Origin of the sequence: Pseudomonas sp. LTR0, from assembly GCF_036630035.1 — a bacterium.
In the GTDB taxonomy this organism is placed as follows: Bacteria; Pseudomonadota; Gammaproteobacteria; order Pseudomonadales; family Pseudomonadaceae; genus Aquipseudomonas; species Aquipseudomonas putida_Y.
On record NZ_CP123734.1, the window covers coordinates 357620 to 378877 of the forward strand.

Genomic DNA, 21258 nt, shown 5'->3' on the forward strand with positions numbered 1-21258 from the left:
GCAGGCCAATAGTTACATGGCCTGCAGAGTTTTGATCGTTTTCTGATCAGCTACGTTTGCGCAAGCTCAGCCATGCATCCACGCTGTAAATCGCCAAACCTGCCCAGATGAACATGAAGGCCACCAAGGTGCTCGACGACAAATGCTCATCGAACAGCAGTACGGCCTGCAACAGCACCAAAGTCGGTGCCAGGTACTGCAGGAAGCCCAGCGTGGTGTACGGCAGGTGTCGCGCGGCGGCGTTGAAGCATACCAGCGGCACCAGCGTTACCGGCCCCGCCGCCATCAGCCACAGCGCCTCGCTGCTGGTATAGAACGCGCCCTGGGCACTCATCGCTGACGGGTGCAGCAGCAGCCAGCCAAGGGCCAGCGGTACCAGCATCCAGGTCTCCACCACCAGGCCCGGCAGTGCTGCTACCGGCGCCTGCTTACGGATCAGTCCATAGAAGCCGAAGCTCAACGCCAGCACCAGTGATACCCATGGCAGGCTGCCCACTTGCCACACCTGCTGCGCCACACCCACGGCGGCCATGCCCACCGCCAGCCATTGCAGGCGGCGCAGGCGCTCACCAAGAATGAGCATGCCCAGCAGTACGTTGATCAGCGGGTTTATGTAATAGCCCAGGCTGGCCTCGAGCATACGACCGTTGTTTACCGACCACACGTAGGTCAGCCAGTTACCGGCGATCAGTGCCCCGCTCAGTGCCAGGATGCCCAGCCGGCGCGGGTTGTTGCGCAGTTCGCGCCACCAGCCGGGGTGTTTCCACACCAGGAGCAGTAGCGAGCCGAACAGTGCTGACCAGAGCACCCGGTGGACAATGATCTCCACCGCCGGGACGCTCTGGATTGCCTTGAAGTAGATGGGGAAAAGGCCCCAGATGATGTAGGCGCTCAAGCCCAGTATGTACCCGCGGCGCGGGTTTGCGGCGTGCATGCAGAATCCTTGCTTAGGTTGCTAAATAAAGCGACGCCTATTGTAGACAGAGGTGGGCGCGCTTCTAGAACAATTTCAGCGGTGCTTCATCCAGCGCAGCCATTTGTTCGCGCAAGGCGAGAATCTGGTCGCCCCAGTAGCGTGGCTGGCCGAACCAAGGGAAGCTGGGCGGGAACGCCGGGTCGTCCCAGCGCCTTGCCAGCCAGGCGCTATAGTGCAGCTGGCGCAGGGCGCGCAGGGGCTCGATCAGGGCCAGCTCGCGCGGGTCGAAGTCGTGGAACTCGTTGTAGCCGTCGATCAGCTCGGCCAGTTGCCCCAGGCGCTCCTCGCGGTTGCCGGCCAACATCATCCACAGGTCTTGCACCGTTGGGCCCATGCGGCAATCGTCGAGGTCCACCACGTGGTACACCTCGTCACGGTGCATCAGGTTGCCGGGGTGCAGGTCGCCGTGCAGGCGGATGAGCTGGTGTGGTGTGCGAGCGTAGATGTCCTCCACCCGCTTGAGCAGGTCGCGTGCCACGGACTCGAACGCCGGCAACAGTTCACGCGGGACAAAATTACCTTCCAGCAAGGTATTCAGTGAGGCGTGGCCAAAGTTGTCCACAGCCAGTGCCTCGCGGTGCTTGAACGGTTTGCTGGCGCCCACGGCATGCATGCGACCGAGCAGTTGGCCCAGGCGATACAACTGGTCGAGGTTGCCAGGCTCGGGGGCGTGGCCGCCGCGACGGGGGAACAGCGTGAAGCGGAAGCCCTGGTGCTCGAACAAGGTGCGGTCATCGTGCTGCATGGGCGCAACCACCGGGACTTCGCAGTCGGCGAGCTCGGCCGTGAAGGCGTGTTCTTCAAGGATGGCTGCATCGCTCCAGCGGCCTGGGCGGTAGAACTTGGCAATCAGCGGCTGCGCGTCTTCGATTCCCACCTGGTACACGCGGTTTTCGTAGCTGTTCAGCGCCAGCACCCGCGCATCACTAAGAAAGCCCAGGCTTTCCACTGCGTCCAGGACCAGGTCGGGGGTGAGGGTGTCGAAGGGGTGGGACATGGTGGCTCCGGAGGGTAAGCGGCGTGGGGCCATGGTAGCGCGTTATGCCTGTGCCGGCTTCTTCACAGGCATGCCCGCAATCCGCCCACCGCGTGGCGAGGCTAAGCCGGTATCCCGATCAGCACATAGGACGGATGGAACTGCACCCGCACCGAACTGCCGGCCGCCACCTGCTGCCCAGCCAACCACTGCGCCTCTGCAATGGCACACAACGTCTGCCCATTACCCAGCGCCAGCCTGACCTCGCTGGGGCCGTCCTCCTCGGCCAGCACTTCTTCCACCGTCGCGCTCAAACAGTTGCTGCCCTCCTCGGCTTCTTCCTCTTGCGCCAGCAACCGCACCCACCCGGCCTTTAGCAGCGCCACCACCATCGTTCCGGCTGTCAGCTCCAGCCGCGCAGTGCTGTCGTGGGTGATCAGCGCATCGATCTCCAGCCCGCCGCTCAATGCCAGGCTGACGCGGTCATACCGGCCTTCTGGGCGCAGGCCGCTGACCTGGCCCTGCAACTGGTTGCGCGCACTGGTGCGCAGCATCAGGCGCCCGAGCAGGTCGAGGTCGCCGGATTCTTCGGCGGCTTCGAGGATTTGTGCCTGCAGGGCCTGCAGCCGTTGGTACAGGCGCAGCACCCGTTCGCCTTCCGGCGACAAGTGCGCACCGCCGCCACCACGGCCACCGGTGCTGCGCTTGACCAAGGGCTGGCTGGCCAGATTGTTGAGCTCGTCGATGGCATCCCAGGCCGCCTTGTAGCTGATACCCGCTGCCTTGGCGGCGCGGGTGATCGAGCCTTGTTCGGCAATGTGTTGCAGCAGCGCGATGCGCTGTGGGCGGCGGGCGATGTGCTGGGTGAGAAGGGGGGGTAGGGACATGGGTATTCCGTATACAAGGGTGCTTTACAAATGGGCAGGTCGCGCCAGGTCATACATACCCCGGTTTTGGCGTACGTGCCAGGCAATACACATCCACCCGCCGTGCACCTGCCTTGCGCAGTGTCAGGGCAATAGCCTGCGCAGTAGCACCGGTGGTCAACACATCATCGACGATGGCGACATGCTTGCCTTCCAGCTCGCCCGTTACCGCAAATGCCTGGCGCAAATTGCGCCGTCGTGCCTTGGCGCCCAGATGTTGCTGTGCCGGTGTTTCGCGTGTTCGCACCAGCAAACGCTCGTTGCATGTTACCCCGACGTGCGACGACAACCACCGCCCAAGCATCCCCGCCTGGTTGAACCCCCGCTCGCGCAGTCGACGCCTGGCCAAAGGCACAGGCAACAGCAGGTCAGGGCGGGGCAGCCCTTCGGCATAGCGATACAGCAGCCCCTGCCCGAGTAGCTCAGCCATCAGGCGCCCCAAAGGCCATTGGCGATTGTGCTTGAAGCGGCTGATCAACGTGTCCACCGGAAAGCCGAACTGCCACAGGGCAATGACCTGATCGAAGGCCGGCAAGCCGCGGCCGCAAACGGCGCAGGTCAGGCCGGCCATGGGCAAGGGCAGGGCGCAATGCCGGCACTGATCACCCAGCCAGGGCAGCGCCTGTTCGCAGGTGATGCACAGCGGGTAGTGCTGCTCGGCAGGCTCATCGCATAACAAACACTGCTGATCAATAAGTGAGCACTTGTAAACCAGTCGCTTCCAGTACAGTTGACAGTTCATAGGCCTTCCATGACTATGCGAGCTATCCGTGATGCGCTGGCGGGCTTTCCTGTCCCGGCGCCAGCTACAGCCTAAACAAGGAAACGCCGATGAGCGCCAGCACAACTGCAACAACACGTCACGACTGGTCCCTGGCCGAGGTCAAGGCGCTGTTCCAGCAACCGTTCAATGACTTGCTGTTCCAGGCGCAGACCGTGCACCGCGCGCATTTCGACCCCAACCGCGTGCAGGTTTCGACCTTGCTGTCGATCAAGACCGGTGCCTGCCCGGAAGATTGCAAATATTGTCCGCAGTCCGGCCACTACAACACCGGGCTGGAAAAACAGAAGCTGATGGAAGTGCAGAAGGTGCTGGAAGAAGCTGCCCGCGCCAAAGCCATCGGTTCTACCCGTTTCTGCATGGGGGCGGCGTGGAAGCACCCGTCGGCCAAAGACATGCCCTACGTGCTGGAGATGGTCAAAGGCGTCAAGGCCATGGGCCTGGAAACCTGCATGACCCTCGGCAAGCTCGACCAGGAGCAGACCAAAGCCCTGGCCCAGGCTGGCCTGGACTACTACAACCACAACCTCGACACCTCCCCGGAGTTCTACGGCAGCATCATCACCACGCGTACCTACAGCGAGCGCCTGCAGACCCTGGCCTACGTGCGCGATGCCGGGATGAAAATCTGCTCTGGTGGCATTCTGGGCATGGGTGAGTCGCTGGACGACCGTGCCGGCCTGCTGATCCAGCTGGCCAACCTGCCGGAGCACCCGGAGTCGGTGCCGATCAATATGCTGGTCAAGGTAGCCGGCACGCCGCTGGCTGAGGAAGAGGACGTCGACCCGTTCGACTTTATCCGTATGCTGGCCGTGGCCCGTATCCTCATGCCCAAGTCTCACGTGCGTCTGTCCGCCGGCCGCGAGCAGATGAACGAGCAGATGCAGGCCCTGGCCTTCATGGCGGGCGCCAACTCGATCTTCTACGGCGAAAAACTGCTGACCACCGCCAACCCCCAGGCCGACAAGGACATGCAGCTGTTCGCACGCCTGGGTATCAAGCCCGAAGCGCGTGAAGAGCACGCTGACGAAGTGCATCAGGCAGCCATCGAGCAAGCGCTGGTCGAGCAGCGCAGCAGCGAGATGTTCTACGACGCCGCGACAGCCTGACATGGCTTTCGATCTGGCTGCGCGCCTGGCCGAACGGCGCGCAGCAGACCTGTATCGGCAGCGGCCATTGCTGGAAAGCCCGCAGGGGCCGGAAGTGGTGGTCGACGGCCAGCGGTTGCTGGCCTTCTGCAGCAATGACTACCTGGGCCTGGCCAACCACCCCGAAGTGATCGCCGCCTGGCAGGCCGGCGCCGAGCGCTGGGGGGTGGGGGGTGGTGCCTCGCACCTGGTGGTTGGCCACAGCGCACCGCACCATCAGGTTGAAGAGGCACTGGCTGAACTCACCGGGCGCCCGCGCGCGCTGTTGTTCTCCACCGGCTACATGGCCAATCTGGGCGCCATCACCGCGCTGGTGGGGCAGGGCGACACGGTGCTGCAAGACCGCCTGAACCATGCGTCGCTGCTGGATGGCGGGCTGCTCAGTGGTGCCCGCTTCAACCGCTACCTGCACAACGACCCGGCCAGCCTGGCCAGCCGCCTGGACAAGGCGGTCGGCAATACCCTGGTGGTGACCGATGGCGTGTTCAGCATGGACGGTGACCTGGCCGACCTGCCGGCGCTGGCCGATGTCGCCCGTGCCCGCGGCGCATGGTTGATGGTTGACGATGCCCATGGCCTGGGTACCTTGGGCGCACAGGGCGGCGGTATCGTCGAACACTTTGGCCTGGGCGTAGATGACGTACCGGTGCTGATCGGCACGCTGGGCAAGGCTTGCGGCACTGCGGGCGCCTTTGTTGCTGGCAGCGAAGAGCTGATCGAGGCGCTGGTGCAGTTCGCCCGCCCCTACATCTACACCACCAGCCAGCCACCGGCGCTGGCCTGCGCCACACTCAAGAGCCTGGAGCTGCTGCGCCGTGAAACCTGGCGTCGTGAGCATCTGGCAGCCTTGATTCGCCAGTTCAGAAAAGGCGCGCAGCAGATGGGGCTGCAGTTGATGGACAGCCCGACGCCAATCCAGCCTATCGTGATCGGCGACAGTGCGAAGGCGTTGCGTCTGTCACGCCTGCTGCGTGAGCGCGGCTTGCTGGTGACGGCCATCCGCCCACCCACCGTGCCGGCTGGCAGCGCACGCCTGCGGGTGACCTTGAGCGCCGCGCACAGCGAGGCGCAGGTGCAGCTATTGTTGAATGCATTGGCCGAGTGTTATCCACAGTTGGAGAACGCCGATGCGTAATCGACTTGTTCTGTTGCCTGGCTGGGGCTTGGGAACTGCTGCGCTGGAGCCGCTGGCCGCTAGCCTGCGGGCCCAGGACGCCCGCCTGCAGGTAGAGCTGATGCCCCTGCCAGAACTGCCCCACAGCGATGTGCAGGCCTGGATCGACCATCTGGACCGCAAGCTGCCCAGCAATGCCTGGCTGGGTGGCTGGTCACTGGGTGGCATGTTGGCCAGCGCGCTGGCGCACAAGCGTGGCGACCACTGCTGCGGGCTGCTGACCTTGGCCAGCAACCCCAGCTTCCTGGCCCGGCCAGACTGGCCGCACGGCATGGCCGAAGACACCTTCGGCACCTTCCTCGACGGCTGCCGCAGCCATACCCAGGTCACCCTCAAGCGCTTCCGTACCTTGTGCAGCGACGGCGCCCTGCAGCCGCGTACCCTGTTGCGCCAACTGGGTGTCGGCGTGCCGGATACCGACCCGTTGTACCTGGCCACTGGCCTTGAAGTGCTGGCCAAGCTGGACACCCGCGAAGCTTTGCAAGCCTATGGAGGCCCGCAGCTGCATCTGTTTGCCGGCAGCGATGCGCTAGTGCCGGCAGAGGCGGCAAAGGCCTTGAGCGAGCTGTTGCCCGATGTGGAAGTGGGCCTGGTCGAAGACAGTTCCCACGCGTTCCTGCTGGAGTACCCGCAGGAGCTGGCGGCGGGCATCAAGAGTTTCCTGCATGAGAGTGGCGATGACTGACCTTTCCCGTCCGACCCTGCCCGGCGCATTGCCCGACAAGCGCCAGGTGGCGGCCTCGTTCTCCCGCGCCGCGGCCAGCTACGACAGCGTGGCGGCCCTTCAGCGCGCTGTAGGTCTGAGCCTGCTGGAGCAGTTACCGGCAGGCCTGCAGCCGTCACACTGGCTGGACCTGGGCAGCGGCACCGGCCATTTCAGCCGCATGCTGGCCGAGCGTTTCACCCAGGCCTGTGGCGTGGCGGTGGATATTGCCGAAGGCATGTTGCTGCACGCCCGTCATGTGAAGGGCGGGGCGCAGTATCACGTGGTTGGCGACGCCGAGCGTTTGCCGCTGCGCGATGGCAGCGTCGACCTGGTGTTTTCCAGCCTGGCGGTGCAGTGGTGCGATCAGTTCGCCAGTGTGCTGGCCGAGGCGCAGCGGGTGCTGCGCCCAGGCGGTGTACTGGCCTTCAGCAGCCTGTGCGTGGGCACCCTCGACGAACTGCGCGCCAGCTGGCAGGCGGTGGATGGTCTGGTGCATGTAAACCGCTTCCGCCGTTTCGAGGACTATCAGCGCCTGTGCGCAGCCAGCGGTTTTGAACAGCTTGAGCTGGAGCGGTGCCCGCATGTGCTGCACTACCCGGATGTGCGCAGCCTGACCCACGAACTGAAGGCGTTGGGGGCGCACAATCTGAACCCTGGGCGACCTTCCGGTCTCACCGGCCGGGCGCGAATGCAGGGCCTGCTGCAGGCCTATGAGGCATTTCGCCAGCCCGCAGGGCTGCCAGCCACCTATCAAGTGGTCTATGGTGTGTTGCGCAAACCACAGGCGTAAGGGGAGCACGATGAGCCAGGCCTTTTTCATTGCTGGTACCGATACCGATGTCGGCAAGACCACCATTGCCGCCGGCCTGTTGCATGCGGCACGTTTGCAGGGCATGAGCACGCTGGGTGCCAAGCCGGTTGCCTCGGGCTGTACGATGACGCCGAAAGGCTTGCGCAATAGTGATGCCCTGGCGCTGATCGACGAAAGCACGGTCAAGCTGCCCTATGAGCAGGTCAATCCGTTTGCCTTCGAGCCTGCTATTGCCCCGCATGTGGCGGCGCGCGAGGCAGGGGTGACGCTGGCCGTGCCAGAACTGCTCGCGGCGATGCGCAATGTGCTGCAACAAAATGCCGACTTCACCCTGATTGAGGGAGCCGGTGGCTGGCGCGTACCGCTGTCGGGCCTGGAGAACCTGTCCGACCTTGCCGTTGCCCTGCGGTTGCCGGTGATTCTGGTGGTAGGCGTGCGCTTGGGTTGCATCAGCCATGCCTTGCTTAGTGCCGAGGCGATCGAGCGTGATGGGCTGCAGTTGGCGGGTTGGGTGGCAAACATCATCGAGCCGCGTACCTCGCGCCTGGAAGAGAACCTGGCCAGCCTTGCAGAGCGCTTGCCGGCGCCATGTCTGGGGCGGGTGCCCAAGCTCAAGCAGGCCAGTGCCGACATGGTGGCTGAGCATCTGCAGCTGGATTTGCTGGATTAGTATGTTGCCGGCCCGGCCTCCTTGCGGGGGTTGCCCGCGAAGAGGCCAGTGCAGGAATACCCAAGGCCTATCAACTGGCATTGAGCCATTAGGGATTTAAACGGGCCTTTTCGCGCCCAGCCTGCTTTAATTGGGGCTGTTCGTCATCCAGCGTCAATGGAGTCCTGACATGGAAATCACCGGTAGCTCCGCCTACTACGCGGGCCTGAGCGCAATCCAGACCGGGCAGAACCGCGTCGATCAAGCCGCCAGCCAGATCGCCAACACCACTGCCGAACGCACCGCCACTAGCCAGTCCAGCGATTTTCAGGCCGAACGCCTGCGCGCGGTCGACCGCAGCCAGCAGATGGACATGGCCACCAGTGTCGTGCAACAGGCGGTGGGCAAGACCGAAGTCGAACTCGGCGCAAAGGTCGCTAAGGCATCCGACGAAATGCTTGGCCGGTTCATCGACACCTACGCCTGAACACTTGCGTCATCCCCTATTTCAACGCCTGCCCTTGTAGGAGCGGGCTTGCCCGCGAATGCGTCCGATCAGACAACAGTTTGGTTTGGTTGGAAGCATTCGCGGGCGAGCCCGCTCCTACAGGTGTTTTGCCGAGCGTTGGCGTATTTGCCATTTTTCGTGGCGGAAATGGCACCATAGTCCATCCTTGACAGAAAGCTGAGCTAAACGTAAGTTTCAAACAACTGTTTGATAGGCTTCCGCCAAGCGCGGGTCACCCCACAGAACTCACCTAGAGGTTCATCGCAATGCCTGACTACAAAGCCCCCTTGCGTGATATCCGCTTCGTTCGCGACGAGCTGCTTGGCTATGAGGCGCACTATCAGAGCCTGCCGGGCTGCCAGGACGCCACGCCCGACATGGTCGACGCGATCCTTGAAGAAGGCGCGAAGTTCTGTGAGCAGGTGTTGTCGCCGCTGAACCGCGTGGGTGACCAGGAAGGCTGCACCTGGAGCGAATCGGGGGTGAAAACCCCAACCGGCTTCAAGGAAGCCTACCAGCAGTTCGTCGAAGGCGGCTGGCCTAGCCTGGCACATGACGTCGAGCACGGCGGCCAAGGCCTGCCAGAGTCGCTGGGCCTGGCCCTGAGCGAAATGGTCGGTGGTTCGAACTGGTCGTGGGGCATGTACCCAGGCCTGTCGCATGGCGCGATGAACACTATTTCTGCGCATGGCACTGCCGAGCAGCAGCACACCTACCTGACCAAGCTGGTGTCTGGCGAGTGGACCGGCACCATGTGCCTGACCGAACCGCACTGCGGCACCGACCTGGGCATGCTGCGCACCAAGGCCGAGCCACAGGCCGACGGCAGCTACAAGGTGTCGGGCACCAAAATCTTCATTTCGGCCGGCGAACACGACATGGCCGACAACATCGTCCATATCGTTCTGGCCCGCCTGCCGGACGCACCGGCCGGTACCAAGGGTATTTCGCTGTTTATCGTGCCGAAGTTCCTGCCCAACGCCGAGGGTGGCGTGGGTGAGCGCAACGGCGTTAGCTGCGGCTCGATCGAACACAAGATGGGCATCCACGGTAACGCTACCTGCGTCATGAACTTCGATGCTGCCACCGGCTACCTGATCGGCCCGGCCAACAAAGGCCTGAACTGCATGTTCACCTTCATGAACACTGCTCGCCTGGGGACCGCACTGCAAGGCCTGGCCCACGCCGAAGTGGCGTTCCAGGGTGGCCTGAAGTACGCCCGTGAGCGCCTGCAAATGCGTTCCCTGACCGGCCCGAAAGCGCCGGACAAGGCTGCCGACCCGATCATCGTCCACCCGGACGTGCGTCGCATGCTGCTGACCATGAAGGCCTTCGCCGAAGGCAACCGCGCGATGGTGTACTTCACCGCCAAGCAGGTGGACATCGTCAAGTACAGCCAGGACGAAGAAGAGCGCAAGAAGGCCGATGCCCTGCTGGCGTTCCTGACCCCGATCGCCAAGGCATTCATGACCGAAGTCGGTTTCGAAGCCGCCAACCACGGCGTGCAGATCTACGGTGGCCATGGCTTCATCGCCGAATGGGGCATGGAGCAGAACGTGCGCGACAGCCGCATCTCCATGCTGTACGAAGGCACTACCGGAATTCAGGCCCTCGACTTGCTCGGTCGTAAAGTGCTTATGACTCAGGGCGAAGCACTGAAGGGCTTCACCAAGATCGTGCATAAGTTCTGCCAGGCGCAGGAAGGTAACGAAGCGGTCAAGGAGTTCGTCGAACCGCTGGCGGCCATCAACAAGGAGTGGGGCGAGCTGACCATGAAAGTGGGCATGGCTGCCATGAAGGACCGTGAAGAAGTGGGTGCGGCTTCGGTCGATTACCTGATGTACTCCGGCTATGCTTGCTTGGCCTACTTCTGGGCCGACATCGCCCGCCTGGCCGCTGAGAAACTGGCAGCTGGCACCAGCGAAGAGGCGTTCTATACCGCCAAGTTGCAGACTGCCCGCTTCTACTTCCAGCGTATTCTGCCGCGTACCCGTACCCATGTGGCGACCATGTTGTCGGGTGCCAACAACCTGATGGCGATGGACGAAGAGCACTTCGGCCTGTCGTACTGATACTGGCGCTGTACTCAAAACCCGCCTGCCCTGACCGGTAGGCGGGTTTTTTACGTCTTCGGGTTCAGCGCGGCCCCTTGCAGGAGACCGGAAGCTGGTAAATCCAACCGCAAATTCAACTGTTCCAGTGCACTGCCGATGAAGTGAGGGCACAATGCCATTATTGATCTGCCGGGTTGGAGATTACCCTTGTTTCGTCTTAACGCTGTTCGCGCAAGCCACTTCCTGCCGTCGCTGTTCTTGTTGCTGGCAGGGCTCGCCGCAGCCTATGTGAGAGACCTCAGCGTCTTTTTCACATCGCTGTTCAATGTCCTGCCTACCTTGGTTCTACTGCTGGGCGGCGCTTACTGCGCGGTCTACCGCCGCCAGCGTGAGCTGTTTCTGATGCTGACGGTGTACATCGCCTACTTCCTGCTCGATACCCAGACCGACTTCTATCGTGACCATGGCCGCGTGCGTGAGGACGCAGCGGTGATCTTCCACCTGGTCTGCCTGCTGCTGCCGGCGCTGTTCGGGCTGTATGGCGCCTGGCAGGAGCGTACGCACCTGCTGCAGGACCTGGTCGCCCGCGGTGCTGTGCTGTTTGCCGTGGGCAGCGTGGCGGTGGCCCTCCAGCAAAGCTACCCCGAGGCGTTGCTGACCTGGTTGGCGGAGATCCGCTGGCCGGCTTTGCATGGTCACTGGATGAGCCTGATCCAGATGGTCTACCCACTGTTCCTTGGTGTATTCATTCTGCTGGTGGTGCAGTACCTGCGTGCACCCCGGCCGCTGCACGCCGCGCAGTTGATCGGCCTGCTGGGCATTTTCTGGATGCTGCCGCAAACCTTCATCCTGCCGTTTACCCTGAACATCATGTGCAGCCAGGTAATGCTGATGATCGCCGCAGCAGTGGCGCACGAGGCTTATCAGATGGCTTTCCGTGACGAGCTGACTGGCCTGCCGGGGCGCCGTGCGCTGAACGAGCGCATGCAGCGCCTGGGGCGCAACTATGTCATCGCCATGACCGATGTCGACCATTTCAAGAAATTCAACGACACCCACGGCCACGATGTCGGTGACCAGGTGTTGCGGTTGGTCGCCAGCCGCTTGTCCAAGGTCACCGGCGGTGGTCGCGCTTACCGTTATGGTGGGGAAGAGTTCGCTTTGGTGTTCGCCGGCAAGACCGCCGAGGAGTGCGTGCCGCATGTGGAGGCCGTGCGTGAAGTAATCGCTAATTACGTGATGCACCTGCGCGACCAGCACAACCGCCCGCAGGACGATACCGCCGGGCGCCAGCGCCGCGCTGGCAGCGGCGGCGGCACGGTTTCGGTCACCATCAGTATCGGCGTGGCCGAGCGCCAGGCGGATCATCGCAACCCCGAGGCGGTGCTGAAATCCGCCGACCAGGCGCTTTACAGCGCCAAAGGTGCGGGGCGCAATTGTGTCATGGTGCATGGGCGACAATCGCCGCGTGGGGCAGTGCGTACAGCGTGACCGTGCGAGACTATATAGTCGATTGATGACCCTATGTCTCGCAAAAGTTGTTCGGTTACACTGCCAGTAACCCCAGTGTCGCGGTTCCCCGAGACCGCCCCGACCCGACTAGCGAGAGGTTGTCATGGCTGACTATAAAGCGCCCCTGCGCGACATGCGCTTCGTACTGAATGAAGTCTTCAACGTGGCCGAGCAGTGGACGCAGTTGCCCGGGCTGGCGGAGGTCGTCGATGCCGACACGGCCATGGCCGTGCTGGAAGAAGCCGGCAAGGTTACCGCCAAGACCATTGCGCCGCTCAGCCGCGCTGCCGACGAAGAGGGCTGCCACTGGGACAACGGCGTAGTACGCACCCCAGCCGGTTTCATCGAGGCCTACAACACCTACGCCGAAGGCGGCTGGGTGGGCGTGGGCGGTGACCCGCTGTTCGGCGGCATGGGTATGCCCAAGGCCATCTCGGCCCAGGTCGAGGAAATGGTCAACGCGTCCAGCCTGGCCTTCGGCCTGTACCCGATGCTGACCGCTGGCGCCTGTCTGTCGATCAACGCCCACGCCAGCGAGGCCTTGAAGGAAAAATACCTTCCGAACATGTATGCCGGCGTTTGGGCCGGCTCCATGTGCCTGACCGAGCCGCATGCCGGCACCGACCTGGGCATCATCCGCACCAAGGCCGAGCCCCAGGCTGACGGCAGCTACAAGGTCAGCGGCACCAAGATCTTCATCACCGGTGGCGAACACGACCTGACCGAGAACATCATCCATCTGGTACTGGCCAAGTTGCCGGATGCACCGGCGGGGCCGAAAGGTATTTCGCTGTTCCTGGTGCCAAAGTTCCTGGTCAATGAAGACGGTAGCCTCGGTGCGCGGAACCCGGCCACTTGCGGCTCGATCGAGCACAAAATGGGCATCCAGGCCTCGGCTACTTGTGTGATGAACTTCGACGAAGCAGTCGGCTATATCGTCGGTGAGCCGAACAAGGGCCTGGCGGCCATGTTCACCATGATGAACTACGAGCGCCTGGGTGTAGGCATTCAAGGCCTGGCGTCAGCCGAGCGCTCCTATCAGAACGCCGTGGAGTACGCCCGCGATCGCCTGCAGAGCCGTGCCCCGACTGGCCCGCAAGCCAAGGACAAGGCTGCCGATCCGATCATCGTCCACCCGGACGTGCGTCGCATGCTGTTGACCATGAAGGCACTGATCGAAGGTGGCCGCGCGTTCTCCACTTACGTGGCCATGCAACTGGACAGTGCCAAGTACAGCGAAGACGCCAGCGTGCGCAAACGCAGCGAAGAGCTGGTGGCACTGCTGACGCCGGTGGCCAAGGCCTTCCTCACCGACCTGGGCCTGGAGTGCGCAGTGCATGGCCAGCAGGTATTTGGCGGGCATGGTTATATTCGTGAGTGGGGGCAGGAGCAGTTGGTGCGCGATGTGCGCATTACCCAAATCTACGAGGGGACCAATGGCATCCAGGCCCTCGACCTGATGGGCCGTAAAGTGGTGGCCAGCGGCGGGGCATACTACAAGCTGTTCTCTGATGAGATTCGCCAGTTCATTACTCATGCAGGCAGCGAACTGGACGAATTCACCAAGCCATTGCGTGCTTCGCTCGATCAGCTCGATGGGTTGACCGAGTGGGTATTGCAGCAGGCCAAGGGCAACCCGAATGAAATTGGCGCGGCTTCGGTCGAGTACCTGCATGCCTTCGGCTATGTTGCCTATGGCTATATGTGGGCACTGATGGCGCGGGCGGCGCAGGCGGGCGATGGGGATGCGGCGTTCTATTCGGGCAAGCTGGGTACGGCGCGGTTCTATTTTGCACGGTTGCTGCCACGGGTGGATTCGCTGGTGGCTTCGGTGAAGGCGGGGAGTGAGTCGCTTTACCTGCTGGATGCCGAGCAGTTCTGATATTGAGGGCTACCCAGTGGCCCGATTCCCCAGATATCTGGGTATGAATCTCCCGTGTAAGCTTTTTCCTACACGACGTGGTGACTTTTCACCACTGTTCTAAGATTGGATCCACGGTTAATCTTTACCACATGGACGTTGCGCAGGAAGCGCAAAGGACAGATCAAGGACGACGACGAAGGAACACCTGCCAGGATGGCGGGGCGATACGGATGTCACAGGGAAACAGTCTGGAAAACCCCGCTTCGGCGGGGTTTTCTTTGCGTGCGTGTTTTTCAGGCCAGCACATCCAGCGGTGATGCCCCCAACAGACGAGCGTCCGTCTCTTCCTCCAGCAACGTGCGCAGCAGCTCTACGGACGCCTGCTGGCGCTGGGCATCGCGGAAGACCAGGCCAACCTTCAGCGGCACGCGCGGCTCGCTGAGCGGCTTCCACAGCAGCCCCTGATCATCTTCGGCGGCCTCCTTGGCGCGCCCCGGCAGAATGGTAGCCAGCGCCGTGTGCGCGAGGCTATCGAGAATCCCTGCCATATTGTTCATCTCTGCCTGCACCTGCGGCCGTCGACCCTGGCTGGCCAACTGCGCCTGCCAGATCTGGCGGATCTGGAACTCCTCGCCCAGCATCAGCATGGGCAACTCGGCGGCCTGGCGGATGGACACCTTCTTGAAGTCCTTCAGCGGGTGGGTATCGGGTATGACCAGTTGCAGCTCATCTTCGTACAACAGCAGGCCATGCAGACCTGGCTGGCGCGGCGGCAAGTAGCTGATGCCGATGTCCAGGCTGCCGTTGAGCAGGCGCCGTTCGATCTCCAACCCCGACAACTCGTAAATCTGCACGACCAGGTGGGGTTGAGCCTTGCGCAGCCGTTCAAGCAGCTGCGGTATCAGGCTTGGCCGCACGGTCTGCAATACACCGATAGCCAAGGTGCGCAGCGACTGGCCCTTGAAGTTGCGCATAGCTTCGTGGGCACGCTGCAGGCCGTCGAGCAACGGCAGGGCATGGTTGTACAAGGTGTGGGCGGCCAAGGTCGGCAGCAAGCGTTTGTTGCTGCGCTCGAACAGGCTCAGGTCGAGGCTGTGCTCCAATTGGCGGATCTGCTGGGAAAGCGCCGGCTGTGACAGCGACAGGCGTTCGGCGGCACGGCCTACGTGGCCTTCTTCGTACACCGCGACGAAATAACGCAGTTGGCGGAAATCCATAAGTAATACTTATCGAAAATGCTGGAAAAACGAAATGGTCGAAAACCCTGTTGAAGCCTAGTCTATCGCCGTATTCCAAAGGGTTACAGCGATGATTCGGTCGATTGTTACCATGGATGAAAAACACTTTTGATAGGCAAGGCAAAATATCGAGTGCCGGCATCAAGACCGCACCGTGGCTGCCCTTTACCGTGATTGGTTGGAGCCCTGATGAACCTGTTCAACCTGCGCCGCTCGGCTTCTGCCGCCGCCGCCGAGCCCAAGCGTGCGCCGGTGATCGTGCCGCAAGCATCCGAGCTGTCGCTTGATCGCCTGATGCCCGGCGCCGAACGTGCGGCGCAGGTATTCGTGCGTGGCCAGGGCTCCTGGTTGTGGGACAACGAAGGGCATGCCTACCTGGACTTCACCCAAGGCGGCGCGGTCAACAGCTTGGGCCACAGCCCCAGCGTGCTGGTCAAAGCGTTGGGAGCCCAGGCTCAGGCGTTGATCAACCCGGGCTCGGGCTTTCACAACCGTGGCCTGCTGGGGCTGGTCAATCGGCTGTGTCAGAGTACCGGCAGTGACCAGGCCTACCTGCTCAACAGCGGTGCAGAGGCCTGTGAAGGGGCGATCAAGCTGGCGCGTAAGTGGGGCCAGCTGCACCGCAATGGCGCCTATCACATCATTACTGCCAGCCAAGCCTGCCATGGCCGTAGCCTGGGCGCGCTGTCCGCATCCGACCCGTTACCATGCAATCGCTGCGAACCTGGCCTGCCGGGTTTCAGCAAGGTGCCGTTCAACGACCTGGCGGCGCTGCACGCCGAGGTGGATTCACGCACCGTGGCGATCATGCTCGAGCCGATACAGGGTGAGGCGGGCGTTATTCCCGCTACTCAGGAATACCTCAAGGGCGTGGAAACGCTCTGCCGCGAACTGGGCATCCTGCTGATCCTTGATGAGGTGCAGACCGGTATTGGTCGCTGTGGTGCGCTGCTGGCCGAGGAGCTCTATGGCGTGCGCGCCGACATCATCACCTTGGGCAAGGGCCTGGGGGGCGGCGTGCCACTGGCCGCCTTGCTGGCCAGGGGCAAGGCATGCTGCGCCGAGCCTGGTGAGCTGGACGGCAGCCACCATGGCAACGCGCTGATGTGCGCCGCCGGCCTGGCGGTGCTGGACAGCGTGCTGGAACCTGGCTTTCTGGCCCAGGTTCAGGACAACGGTCGTCACCTGCGTGAAGGCCTGAGCCGCCTGACCGGGCGCTATGGTCAGGGTGAAGTGCGCGGTCACGGGCTGCTATGGGCCCTTCAACTGAAAGAAAACCTGGCCCGCGAGCTGGTGGCTGCGGCCCTGCACGAGGGCCTGCTGCTCAACGCGCCGCAAACGGATGTGGTGCGCTTTTCTCCGGCGCTGACTGTGAGCAAAGGCAACATCGACGAAATGCTGCTGCGCCTGGCGCGCGCTTTCGCCCGCCTGCATGCCCAGCAGCAGGCCCGCCGCGAAGTGCCGGCGTAGCGGCCTGCCAAAGAATTCAACGAACCGTCTGGCGTTCCTGCGCATCGCCCCTGGCCTGTTTCATTCGGCCCGGGGCGTTTTTTTTGCCTGTGGAACCTCTTCGGCTGGCAGCTAGTCTTTGATGTAACCCTTCAGGAGAAACTCGCATGGACTTTATCCGCATTATCATCGCCATTATCCTGCCGCCGCTGGGGGTGTTCCTTCAGGTCGGGTTTGGCGGGGCGTTCTGGCTGAATATCCTGCTGACCCTGCTGGGGTACATTCCGGGGATCGTGCATGCGGTGTACATCATCGCCAAGCGGTGACACAGGCTGAGCCCGCGCCTGCAGGAGCAGCGAAAGGTTGCTCCTGCAGGGGCGCCTGTAACTACTGCACCAACACCCGGCAATAGAATTTCCACTCTTCTTCCAAGGCATGCGCCAGGTTCTCCGCCTTGCGGAACCCATGCCGCTCCTCCGCATAAAAATGCCCTTCAGCGTCGATCCCGTTGGCCTGCAACGCAGCCAACATGGAGCGTGTCTGCTCCGGCACCACCACCGCATCCAGCTCACCCTGGAAGAAAATCACCGGTACCTTGATTCGCTCTGCATGCAGCAACGGCGTGCGCTGGCGATAGCGTTCAACGTCCCGCTGCGGGTCGCCGATCAGCCAGTCCAGGTAATCGCCTTCGAACTTGTGGGTGGCACGGGCCAGGGCTACCGGGTCACTGACCCCGTACAGGCTGGCGCCGGCGCGGAACACGTCTTGAAACGCCAAGGCGCACAGGGTGGTGTAACCCCCGGCGCTGCCGCCGCGGATGAATGCCTTGCGTTTGTCGACCAAGCCCTGAGCCGCCAGGTATTCGACCACCGCGCAGGCATCGGCCACATCGCTTTTGCCCCAGCGCTGATGCAGTGCCTGCCGGTACTCCCGGCCATAGCCGGTGCTGCCCCGGTAGTTGAGGTCGGCCACGGCAAAGCCGCGCTGGGTCCAATACTGAATGCGCGGGTCGAGCACGGGATAGCAGGCTGAGGTTGGCCCGCCGTGGATGAATACCACCAGCGGTGCGGCGCCTTGCGACTGCGCTGGGGGGTAGAAGAAACCATGGGCCTGCTCGCCGTCACTGTTGTAGTGGATCGGCTGCGGCAGGCTGATATTCCCTGCCGGCAGCACTTCGGCACCGCCGGCCAGCACGCGTACTTCGTGGTTGTTGCGGTCAATGGCAATGACTGCCGGTGGGCTGATGGGCGACGCTGCAATGGCATACAGGTGTTCGCTGTCCATGGTCAGGCTGCGAAAGCGTGTGTAGGCACTGGCAAAACGTTCCATACGGCCATCTTCACCACGCAGCCCCAATTGCCCGAAGCCGTCTTCGAACCAACTGGCCAGGTAGCTTTGCGGGCTCAGTGGCAACCAGGTGCAGGTCCCCAATTGCCAAGGCGCAGCAGCATGGTCCGCCGATGCGGCGGGCAACGCTTGCCATTGGCCATCGACCTCACCCCAGGGTTGCCAGAAGCCCTTGCGGTCGGAAAGGCAGTAGAGCCGACCTTGGGCATCGAAGCGTGGTTGTTGCAACGATTCTTCTGCGGCGGCTACACATTGCGCCGGCCCCCAGTGGCCGCTGGCATCGCGCGCGCGGCACATCAGCCGGGTGACGGTCCAGGGCTGTGCCGGGCGGTCCCATTCGATCCACGCCAGGCGCTGGCCATCGGCGCTGACAGCAGGCGAGGCGTAGAAGTCGGCGCCCTCGGCGAGGACTTCGCGGCTGCTGTTACCCAGAGCGACCAGGCGATGCTCTACCTGTTCGGCATGGCGCTCTTCGACGGCCAGCACCTGGCCGTCGTGCCACTGCACATCGCCATAGCGGCAGCTGGCATCCTGGGTCAGTGCACGTGGTAACAGATCGTCCAGCGGCTGGGTGTAGACCTGCTGGTCCTTTTCGTTGACGAACACCAGCCCGTCGCCGCCCAGGCAGAAGCTGCCGCCACCATATTCGTAGACCCGACTGCGCACGCTGAAGCCGTCCGGGGTCAGGCAGCGAGCTTGGTAGTGCAACCAGTGCCAGATACGGCAAGCACCGTCGGCCGGGCGGAATTCGTTCCAGAACAGCCCGTCGGCACTGACCTTGAGTTCGGCAAAGTCGGTGCCGGCGGCAACTGCCTGGGCCGCGCTGAATTCAGCCGCGGGCGATGACACGGGAGTTTCGATCATTGCGGAAGGTCATCTGTTCGATCGCGAGCTGGGCGGTTTCAGCCTCCTCGCGGGCCTTGAGAATGATGCCGTGCTCGGTCGACTTGGCGCACACCGGGTCGGCGTTGCTGGCATCGCCGGTGAGCATGAAGGCCTGGCAGCGACAGCCGCCGAAGTCCTTTTCTTTTTCGTCGCAGGAGCGGCAAGGTTCGCGCATCCACTCATAGCCACGGAAGCGGTTGAAACCGAACGATTCATACCAGATATGGTGCAAGTCGTGGTCGCGTACATTCGGGAACTGCACGGGCAGCTGGCGGGCGCCGTGGCAGGGCAATGCGGTGCCGTCCGGGGTGATGGTGAGGAACAGGTTGCCCCAGCCGTTCATACAGGCCTTGGGACGCTCTTCGTAGTAGTCAGGGGTAACGAAAATAAGCTTGCACGGGTTGCCCTCGGCCTTGAGCTTGTCCCTGTATTCGTTGGTGATACGTTCGGCCCGCTCGAGCTGCGCGCGGGTTGGCAGCAGTCCCAGGCGGTTGAGGTGCGCCCAGCCATAGAACTGGCACGTGGCGAGCTCGACGAAGTCGGCCTCCAGGGCAATGCACAACTCGATGATGCGGTCGATCTTGTCGATGTTGTGCCGATGAGTGACGAAGTTGAGCACCATCGGGTAGCCATGGGCTTTCACCGCGCGGGCCATTTCCAGCTTCTGTGCAAAGGCCTTCTTCGAGCCAGCCAGCAGGTTGTTCACCTGCTCGTCGCTGGCCTGGAAGCTGATCTGGATATGGTCCAGGCCAGCCTTCTTGAATTCGGCGATGCGTGCCTCGGTCAGGCCAATGCCCGAGGTGATCAGGTTGGTGTAGTAACCCAGGCGGCGGGCCTCTGCTATCAGCTGGGCAAGGTCCTGGCGTACCAGTGGTTCACCGCCGGAAAAGCCGATTTGTGCGGCACCCATTTCCCGCGCTTCAGCCATGACCTTGAACCACTGTTCGGTGCTCAGCTCCTGGCCCTGGGCGGCGAAGTCCAGCGGGTTGGAGCAGTAAGGGCACTGCAGCGGGCAGCGGTAGGTGAGTTCGGCCAGCAGCCACAGCGGCAGGCCGACCTCGGGGGTAGGCGGCAACTCAGGCGAGGACGATCCAGTGTTCGGCACGGGCCACCTCCATGAACTGCTCGATGTCGTCCGCCACTTGCGGGACACCGGGGAATTGCTGTTCGAGTTCGCTGATAATTGCTGCCACGTCGCGCTGGCCGTCGATCAGGCCACCGATCAGGCTCGCGCTGTCGTTGAGCTTGATCATGCCTTCGGGGTACAGCAACACATGGCCCTTTTGCGCCGGCTCGTACTGGAAACGATAGCCGGGGCGCCAGTTCGGTACCTGGTTACGGTCGAAACTCATAGGGTGATTCCCTTGTGCCACACCCGTTCCTGGGTGACGGAATGATAGGGTGGGCGGTTCAGTTCGTAGGCCATGCTCATGGCATCGAGCATGCTCCACAGGATATCCAGTTTGAACTGCAGTATCTCCAGCATACGCTCCTGGCCCGCACGGGTGGTGTAGTGCTGCAGGGTAATCGCCAGGCCGTGTTCCACATCGCGTCGAGCCTGGCCCAGGCGGGTACGGAAATACTCGTAGCCGGCGGGGTCGATCCACGGGTAGTGCTGTGGCCAGCTGTCCAGACGTGACTGGTGGATTTGCGGGGCGAACAGCTCGGTCAGCGAGCTGCTGGCGGCTTCCTGCCAGCTGGCGCGGCGGGCGAAGTTGACGTAGGCGTCCACGGCAAAGCGCACGCCAGGCAATACCAGTTCTTGCGAGCGCAATTGGTCCGGGTCCAGCCCGACAGCCTGGCCCAGGCGCAGCCAGGCTTCGATACCGCCATCCTCGCCGGGCGCACCATCGTGGTCGAGCAGGCGCTGGATCCACTCGCGGCGCACTTCGCGGTCCGGGCAGTTGGCCAGGATCGCAGCATCCTTCATCGGGATGTTGACCTGGTAGTAGAAGCGGTTGGCCACCCAGCCCTGGATCTGCTTGCGGGTGGCGCGACCTTGGTACATCGCCACGTGGTACGGGTGATGGATGTGATAATAGGCGCCCTTGGCGCGCAAGGCCTGCTCGAACTCGGCAGGGGACATTGGCAGTGCGTCGCTCATTCGGCTGGCTCCTGTAGAACGATTATCTGGCCTGGCACATCTCTCTCCCTTGTGGGAGCGGGCGTGCCCGCGAACACCGGCGAAGCCGGTGCCATAGACCGTGTTGGCATTTTCGCGGGCGTGCCCGCTCCCACAGGGTCTGGTCTCGCC

General features: G+C 62.8%; 20 protein-coding genes. 11 read left to right on the forward strand and 9 right to left on the reverse strand.

Features of this window, described 5'->3' with window-relative positions; translation table 11 throughout:
* Positions 1-46: 46 nt before the first annotated feature.
* The 4 genes from rarD to QCL51_RS01620 all read right to left on the reverse strand — a co-directional run bounded on the left by rarD (position 47) and on the right by QCL51_RS01620 (position 3620).
* Complete coding sequence (gene rarD, locus QCL51_RS01605) at positions 47-934, reverse strand: EamA family transporter RarD (RefSeq protein ID WP_053870463.1); 888 nt, start codon at positions 932-934, stop codon at positions 47-49.
* A 64-nt stretch (positions 935-998) separates the two neighbouring features.
* Complete coding sequence (locus QCL51_RS01610) at positions 999-1973, reverse strand: serine/threonine protein kinase (protein WP_338444571.1); 975 nt, start codon at positions 1971-1973, stop codon at positions 999-1001.
* A 101-nt stretch (positions 1974-2074) separates the two neighbouring features.
* Positions 2075-2839 carry a TOBE domain-containing protein gene (locus tag QCL51_RS01615; RefSeq protein WP_021782683.1) on the reverse strand — a complete coding sequence of 255 codons (765 nt, stop codon included), beginning with the start codon at positions 2837-2839 and terminating at the stop codon, positions 2075-2077.
* 49 nt (positions 2840-2888) lie between these two features.
* Positions 2889-3620: a ComF family protein gene (locus QCL51_RS01620; protein ID WP_028697299.1), complete on the reverse strand. Its 732-nt coding sequence runs from the start codon at positions 3618-3620 to the stop codon at positions 2889-2891.
* Positions 3621-3709: 89 nt separating this feature from the next.
* On the opposite strand from QCL51_RS01620, the gene bioB reads away from it, so the two are divergent.
* The 9 genes from bioB (at position 3710) to QCL51_RS01665 (ending at position 14103) form a co-directional block, all read left to right on the forward strand.
* Positions 3710-4768, forward strand: coding sequence for a biotin synthase BioB (bioB, locus tag QCL51_RS01625; RefSeq protein WP_014589423.1), 1059 nt, complete (start codon positions 3710-3712; stop codon positions 4766-4768).
* Position 4769: 1 nt separating this feature from the next.
* Positions 4770-5942: an 8-amino-7-oxononanoate synthase gene (gene bioF, locus QCL51_RS01630; RefSeq protein WP_135192455.1), complete on the forward strand. Its 1173-nt coding sequence runs from the start codon at positions 4770-4772 to the stop codon at positions 5940-5942.
* Positions 5935-6666, forward strand: a complete 732-nt coding sequence (locus tag QCL51_RS01635; protein ID WP_021782686.1) for an alpha/beta fold hydrolase — start codon at positions 5935-5937, stop codon at positions 6664-6666. The genes bioF and QCL51_RS01635 overlap by 8 nt, the downstream gene beginning before the upstream one ends.
* A complete protein-coding gene (gene bioC / locus QCL51_RS01640) occupies positions 6659-7477 on the forward strand; it encodes a malonyl-ACP O-methyltransferase BioC (RefSeq protein WP_021782687.1) in 819 nt (272 codons plus the stop codon). Before QCL51_RS01635 ends, bioC begins: the two co-directional genes overlap by 8 nt.
* Before the next feature lie 10 nt (positions 7478-7487).
* Complete coding sequence (gene bioD, locus QCL51_RS01645) at positions 7488-8168, forward strand: dethiobiotin synthase (RefSeq protein ID WP_003255605.1); 681 nt, start codon at positions 7488-7490, stop codon at positions 8166-8168.
* Positions 8169-8337: 169 nt separating this feature from the next.
* Positions 8338-8634 (forward strand): pyrroloquinoline quinone biosynthesis protein PqqE, encoded by a 297-nt coding sequence (locus QCL51_RS01650; protein ID WP_103443372.1) that lies wholly within the window; start codon positions 8338-8340, stop codon positions 8632-8634.
* Positions 8635-8921: 287 nt separating this feature from the next.
* Positions 8922-10727 carry a phenylacyl-CoA dehydrogenase gene (locus QCL51_RS01655; protein WP_010951720.1) on the forward strand — a complete coding sequence of 602 codons (1806 nt, stop codon included), beginning with the start codon at positions 8922-8924 and terminating at the stop codon, positions 10725-10727.
* 189 nt (positions 10728-10916) lie between these two features.
* Complete coding sequence (locus QCL51_RS01660; protein ID WP_021782689.1) at positions 10917-12200, forward strand: GGDEF domain-containing protein; 1284 nt, start codon at positions 10917-10919, stop codon at positions 12198-12200.
* A gap of 124 nt (positions 12201-12324) precedes the next feature.
* Positions 12325-14103 carry an acyl-CoA dehydrogenase C-terminal domain-containing protein gene (locus tag QCL51_RS01665; protein WP_021782690.1) on the forward strand — a complete coding sequence of 593 codons (1779 nt, stop codon included), beginning with the start codon at positions 12325-12327 and terminating at the stop codon, positions 14101-14103.
* A gap of 275 nt (positions 14104-14378) precedes the next feature.
* On the opposite strand, the gene QCL51_RS01670 is transcribed toward QCL51_RS01665, so the two are convergent.
* Positions 14379-15302 (reverse strand): LysR family transcriptional regulator, encoded by a 924-nt coding sequence (locus QCL51_RS01670; RefSeq protein ID WP_021782691.1) that lies wholly within the window; start codon positions 15300-15302, stop codon positions 14379-14381.
* A gap of 210 nt (positions 15303-15512) precedes the next feature.
* Here QCL51_RS01670 and QCL51_RS01675 point away from each other — a divergent pair, with 210 nt between their 5' ends.
* Both QCL51_RS01675 and QCL51_RS01680 read left to right on the forward strand, forming a co-directional pair.
* Positions 15513-16793 (forward strand): aminotransferase class III-fold pyridoxal phosphate-dependent enzyme, encoded by a 1281-nt coding sequence (locus QCL51_RS01675; RefSeq protein WP_021782692.1) that lies wholly within the window; start codon positions 15513-15515, stop codon positions 16791-16793.
* A gap of 146 nt (positions 16794-16939) precedes the next feature.
* Complete coding sequence (locus tag QCL51_RS01680; RefSeq protein ID WP_009681539.1) at positions 16940-17098, forward strand: YqaE/Pmp3 family membrane protein; 159 nt, start codon at positions 16940-16942, stop codon at positions 17096-17098.
* A 61-nt stretch (positions 17099-17159) separates the two neighbouring features.
* Here the strand turns inward: QCL51_RS01680 and QCL51_RS01685 are convergent, their stop codons facing one another.
* Genes QCL51_RS01685 through pqqC form a run of 4 tightly spaced genes read right to left on the reverse strand, consistent with a single transcriptional unit; the run spans position 17160 to position 21108 of the window.
* On the reverse strand, positions 17160-18983 hold the full coding sequence (locus QCL51_RS01685) for a S9 family peptidase (protein WP_021782693.1): 1824 nt from the start codon (positions 18981-18983) through the stop codon (positions 17160-17162).
* A complete protein-coding gene (pqqE, locus tag QCL51_RS01690) occupies positions 18949-20079 on the reverse strand; it encodes a pyrroloquinoline quinone biosynthesis protein PqqE (RefSeq protein ID WP_172402798.1) in 1131 nt (376 codons plus the stop codon). Before pqqE ends, QCL51_RS01685 begins: the two co-directional genes overlap by 35 nt.
* Before the next feature lies 1 nt (position 20080).
* On the reverse strand, positions 20081-20356 hold the full coding sequence (gene pqqD / locus QCL51_RS01695; protein ID WP_021782695.1) for a pyrroloquinoline quinone biosynthesis peptide chaperone PqqD: 276 nt from the start codon (positions 20354-20356) through the stop codon (positions 20081-20083).
* Positions 20353-21108: a pyrroloquinoline-quinone synthase PqqC gene (gene pqqC, locus QCL51_RS01700; RefSeq protein WP_021782696.1), complete on the reverse strand. Its 756-nt coding sequence runs from the start codon at positions 21106-21108 to the stop codon at positions 20353-20355. The genes pqqD and pqqC overlap by 4 nt, the downstream gene beginning before the upstream one ends.
* Between the last annotated feature and the right edge of the window lie 150 nt (positions 21109-21258).

Coding starts and splice junctions, on each gene's coding strand:
- rarD (WP_053870463.1), bottom strand. CDS start 934: ATGCACGCCGCAAACCCGCGCCGCGGGTACATACTGGGCTTGAGCGCC.
- QCL51_RS01610 (WP_338444571.1), bottom strand. CDS start 1,973: ATGTCCCACCCCTTCGACACCCTCACCCCCGACCTGGTCCTGGACGCA.
- QCL51_RS01615 (WP_021782683.1), bottom strand. CDS start 2,839: ATGTCCCTACCCCCCCTTCTCACCCAGCACATCGCCCGCCGCCCACAG.
- QCL51_RS01620 (WP_028697299.1), bottom strand. CDS start 3,620: ATGAACTGTCAACTGTACTGGAAGCGACTGGTTTACAAGTGCTCACTT.
- bioB (WP_014589423.1), top strand. CDS start 3,710: ATGAGCGCCAGCACAACTGCAACAACACGTCACGACTGGTCCCTGGCC.
- bioF (WP_135192455.1), top strand. CDS start 4,770: ATGGCTTTCGATCTGGCTGCGCGCCTGGCCGAACGGCGCGCAGCAGAC.
- QCL51_RS01635 (WP_021782686.1), top strand. CDS start 5,935: ATGCGTAATCGACTTGTTCTGTTGCCTGGCTGGGGCTTGGGAACTGCT.
- bioC (WP_021782687.1), top strand. CDS start 6,659: ATGACTGACCTTTCCCGTCCGACCCTGCCCGGCGCATTGCCCGACAAG.
- bioD (WP_003255605.1), top strand. CDS start 7,488: ATGAGCCAGGCCTTTTTCATTGCTGGTACCGATACCGATGTCGGCAAG.
- QCL51_RS01650 (WP_103443372.1), top strand. CDS start 8,338: ATGGAAATCACCGGTAGCTCCGCCTACTACGCGGGCCTGAGCGCAATC.
- QCL51_RS01655 (WP_010951720.1), top strand. CDS start 8,922: ATGCCTGACTACAAAGCCCCCTTGCGTGATATCCGCTTCGTTCGCGAC.
- QCL51_RS01665 (WP_021782690.1), top strand. CDS start 12,325: ATGGCTGACTATAAAGCGCCCCTGCGCGACATGCGCTTCGTACTGAAT.
- QCL51_RS01670 (WP_021782691.1), bottom strand. CDS start 15,302: ATGGATTTCCGCCAACTGCGTTATTTCGTCGCGGTGTACGAAGAAGGC.
- QCL51_RS01675 (WP_021782692.1), top strand. CDS start 15,513: ATGAACCTGTTCAACCTGCGCCGCTCGGCTTCTGCCGCCGCCGCCGAG.
- QCL51_RS01680 (WP_009681539.1), top strand. CDS start 16,940: ATGGACTTTATCCGCATTATCATCGCCATTATCCTGCCGCCGCTGGGG.
- QCL51_RS01685 (WP_021782693.1), bottom strand. CDS start 18,983: ATGATCGAAACTCCCGTGTCATCGCCCGCGGCTGAATTCAGCGCGGCC.
- pqqD (WP_021782695.1), bottom strand. CDS start 20,356: ATGAGTTTCGACCGTAACCAGGTACCGAACTGGCGCCCCGGCTATCGT.
- pqqC (WP_021782696.1), bottom strand. CDS start 21,108: ATGAGCGACGCACTGCCAATGTCCCCTGCCGAGTTCGAGCAGGCCTTG.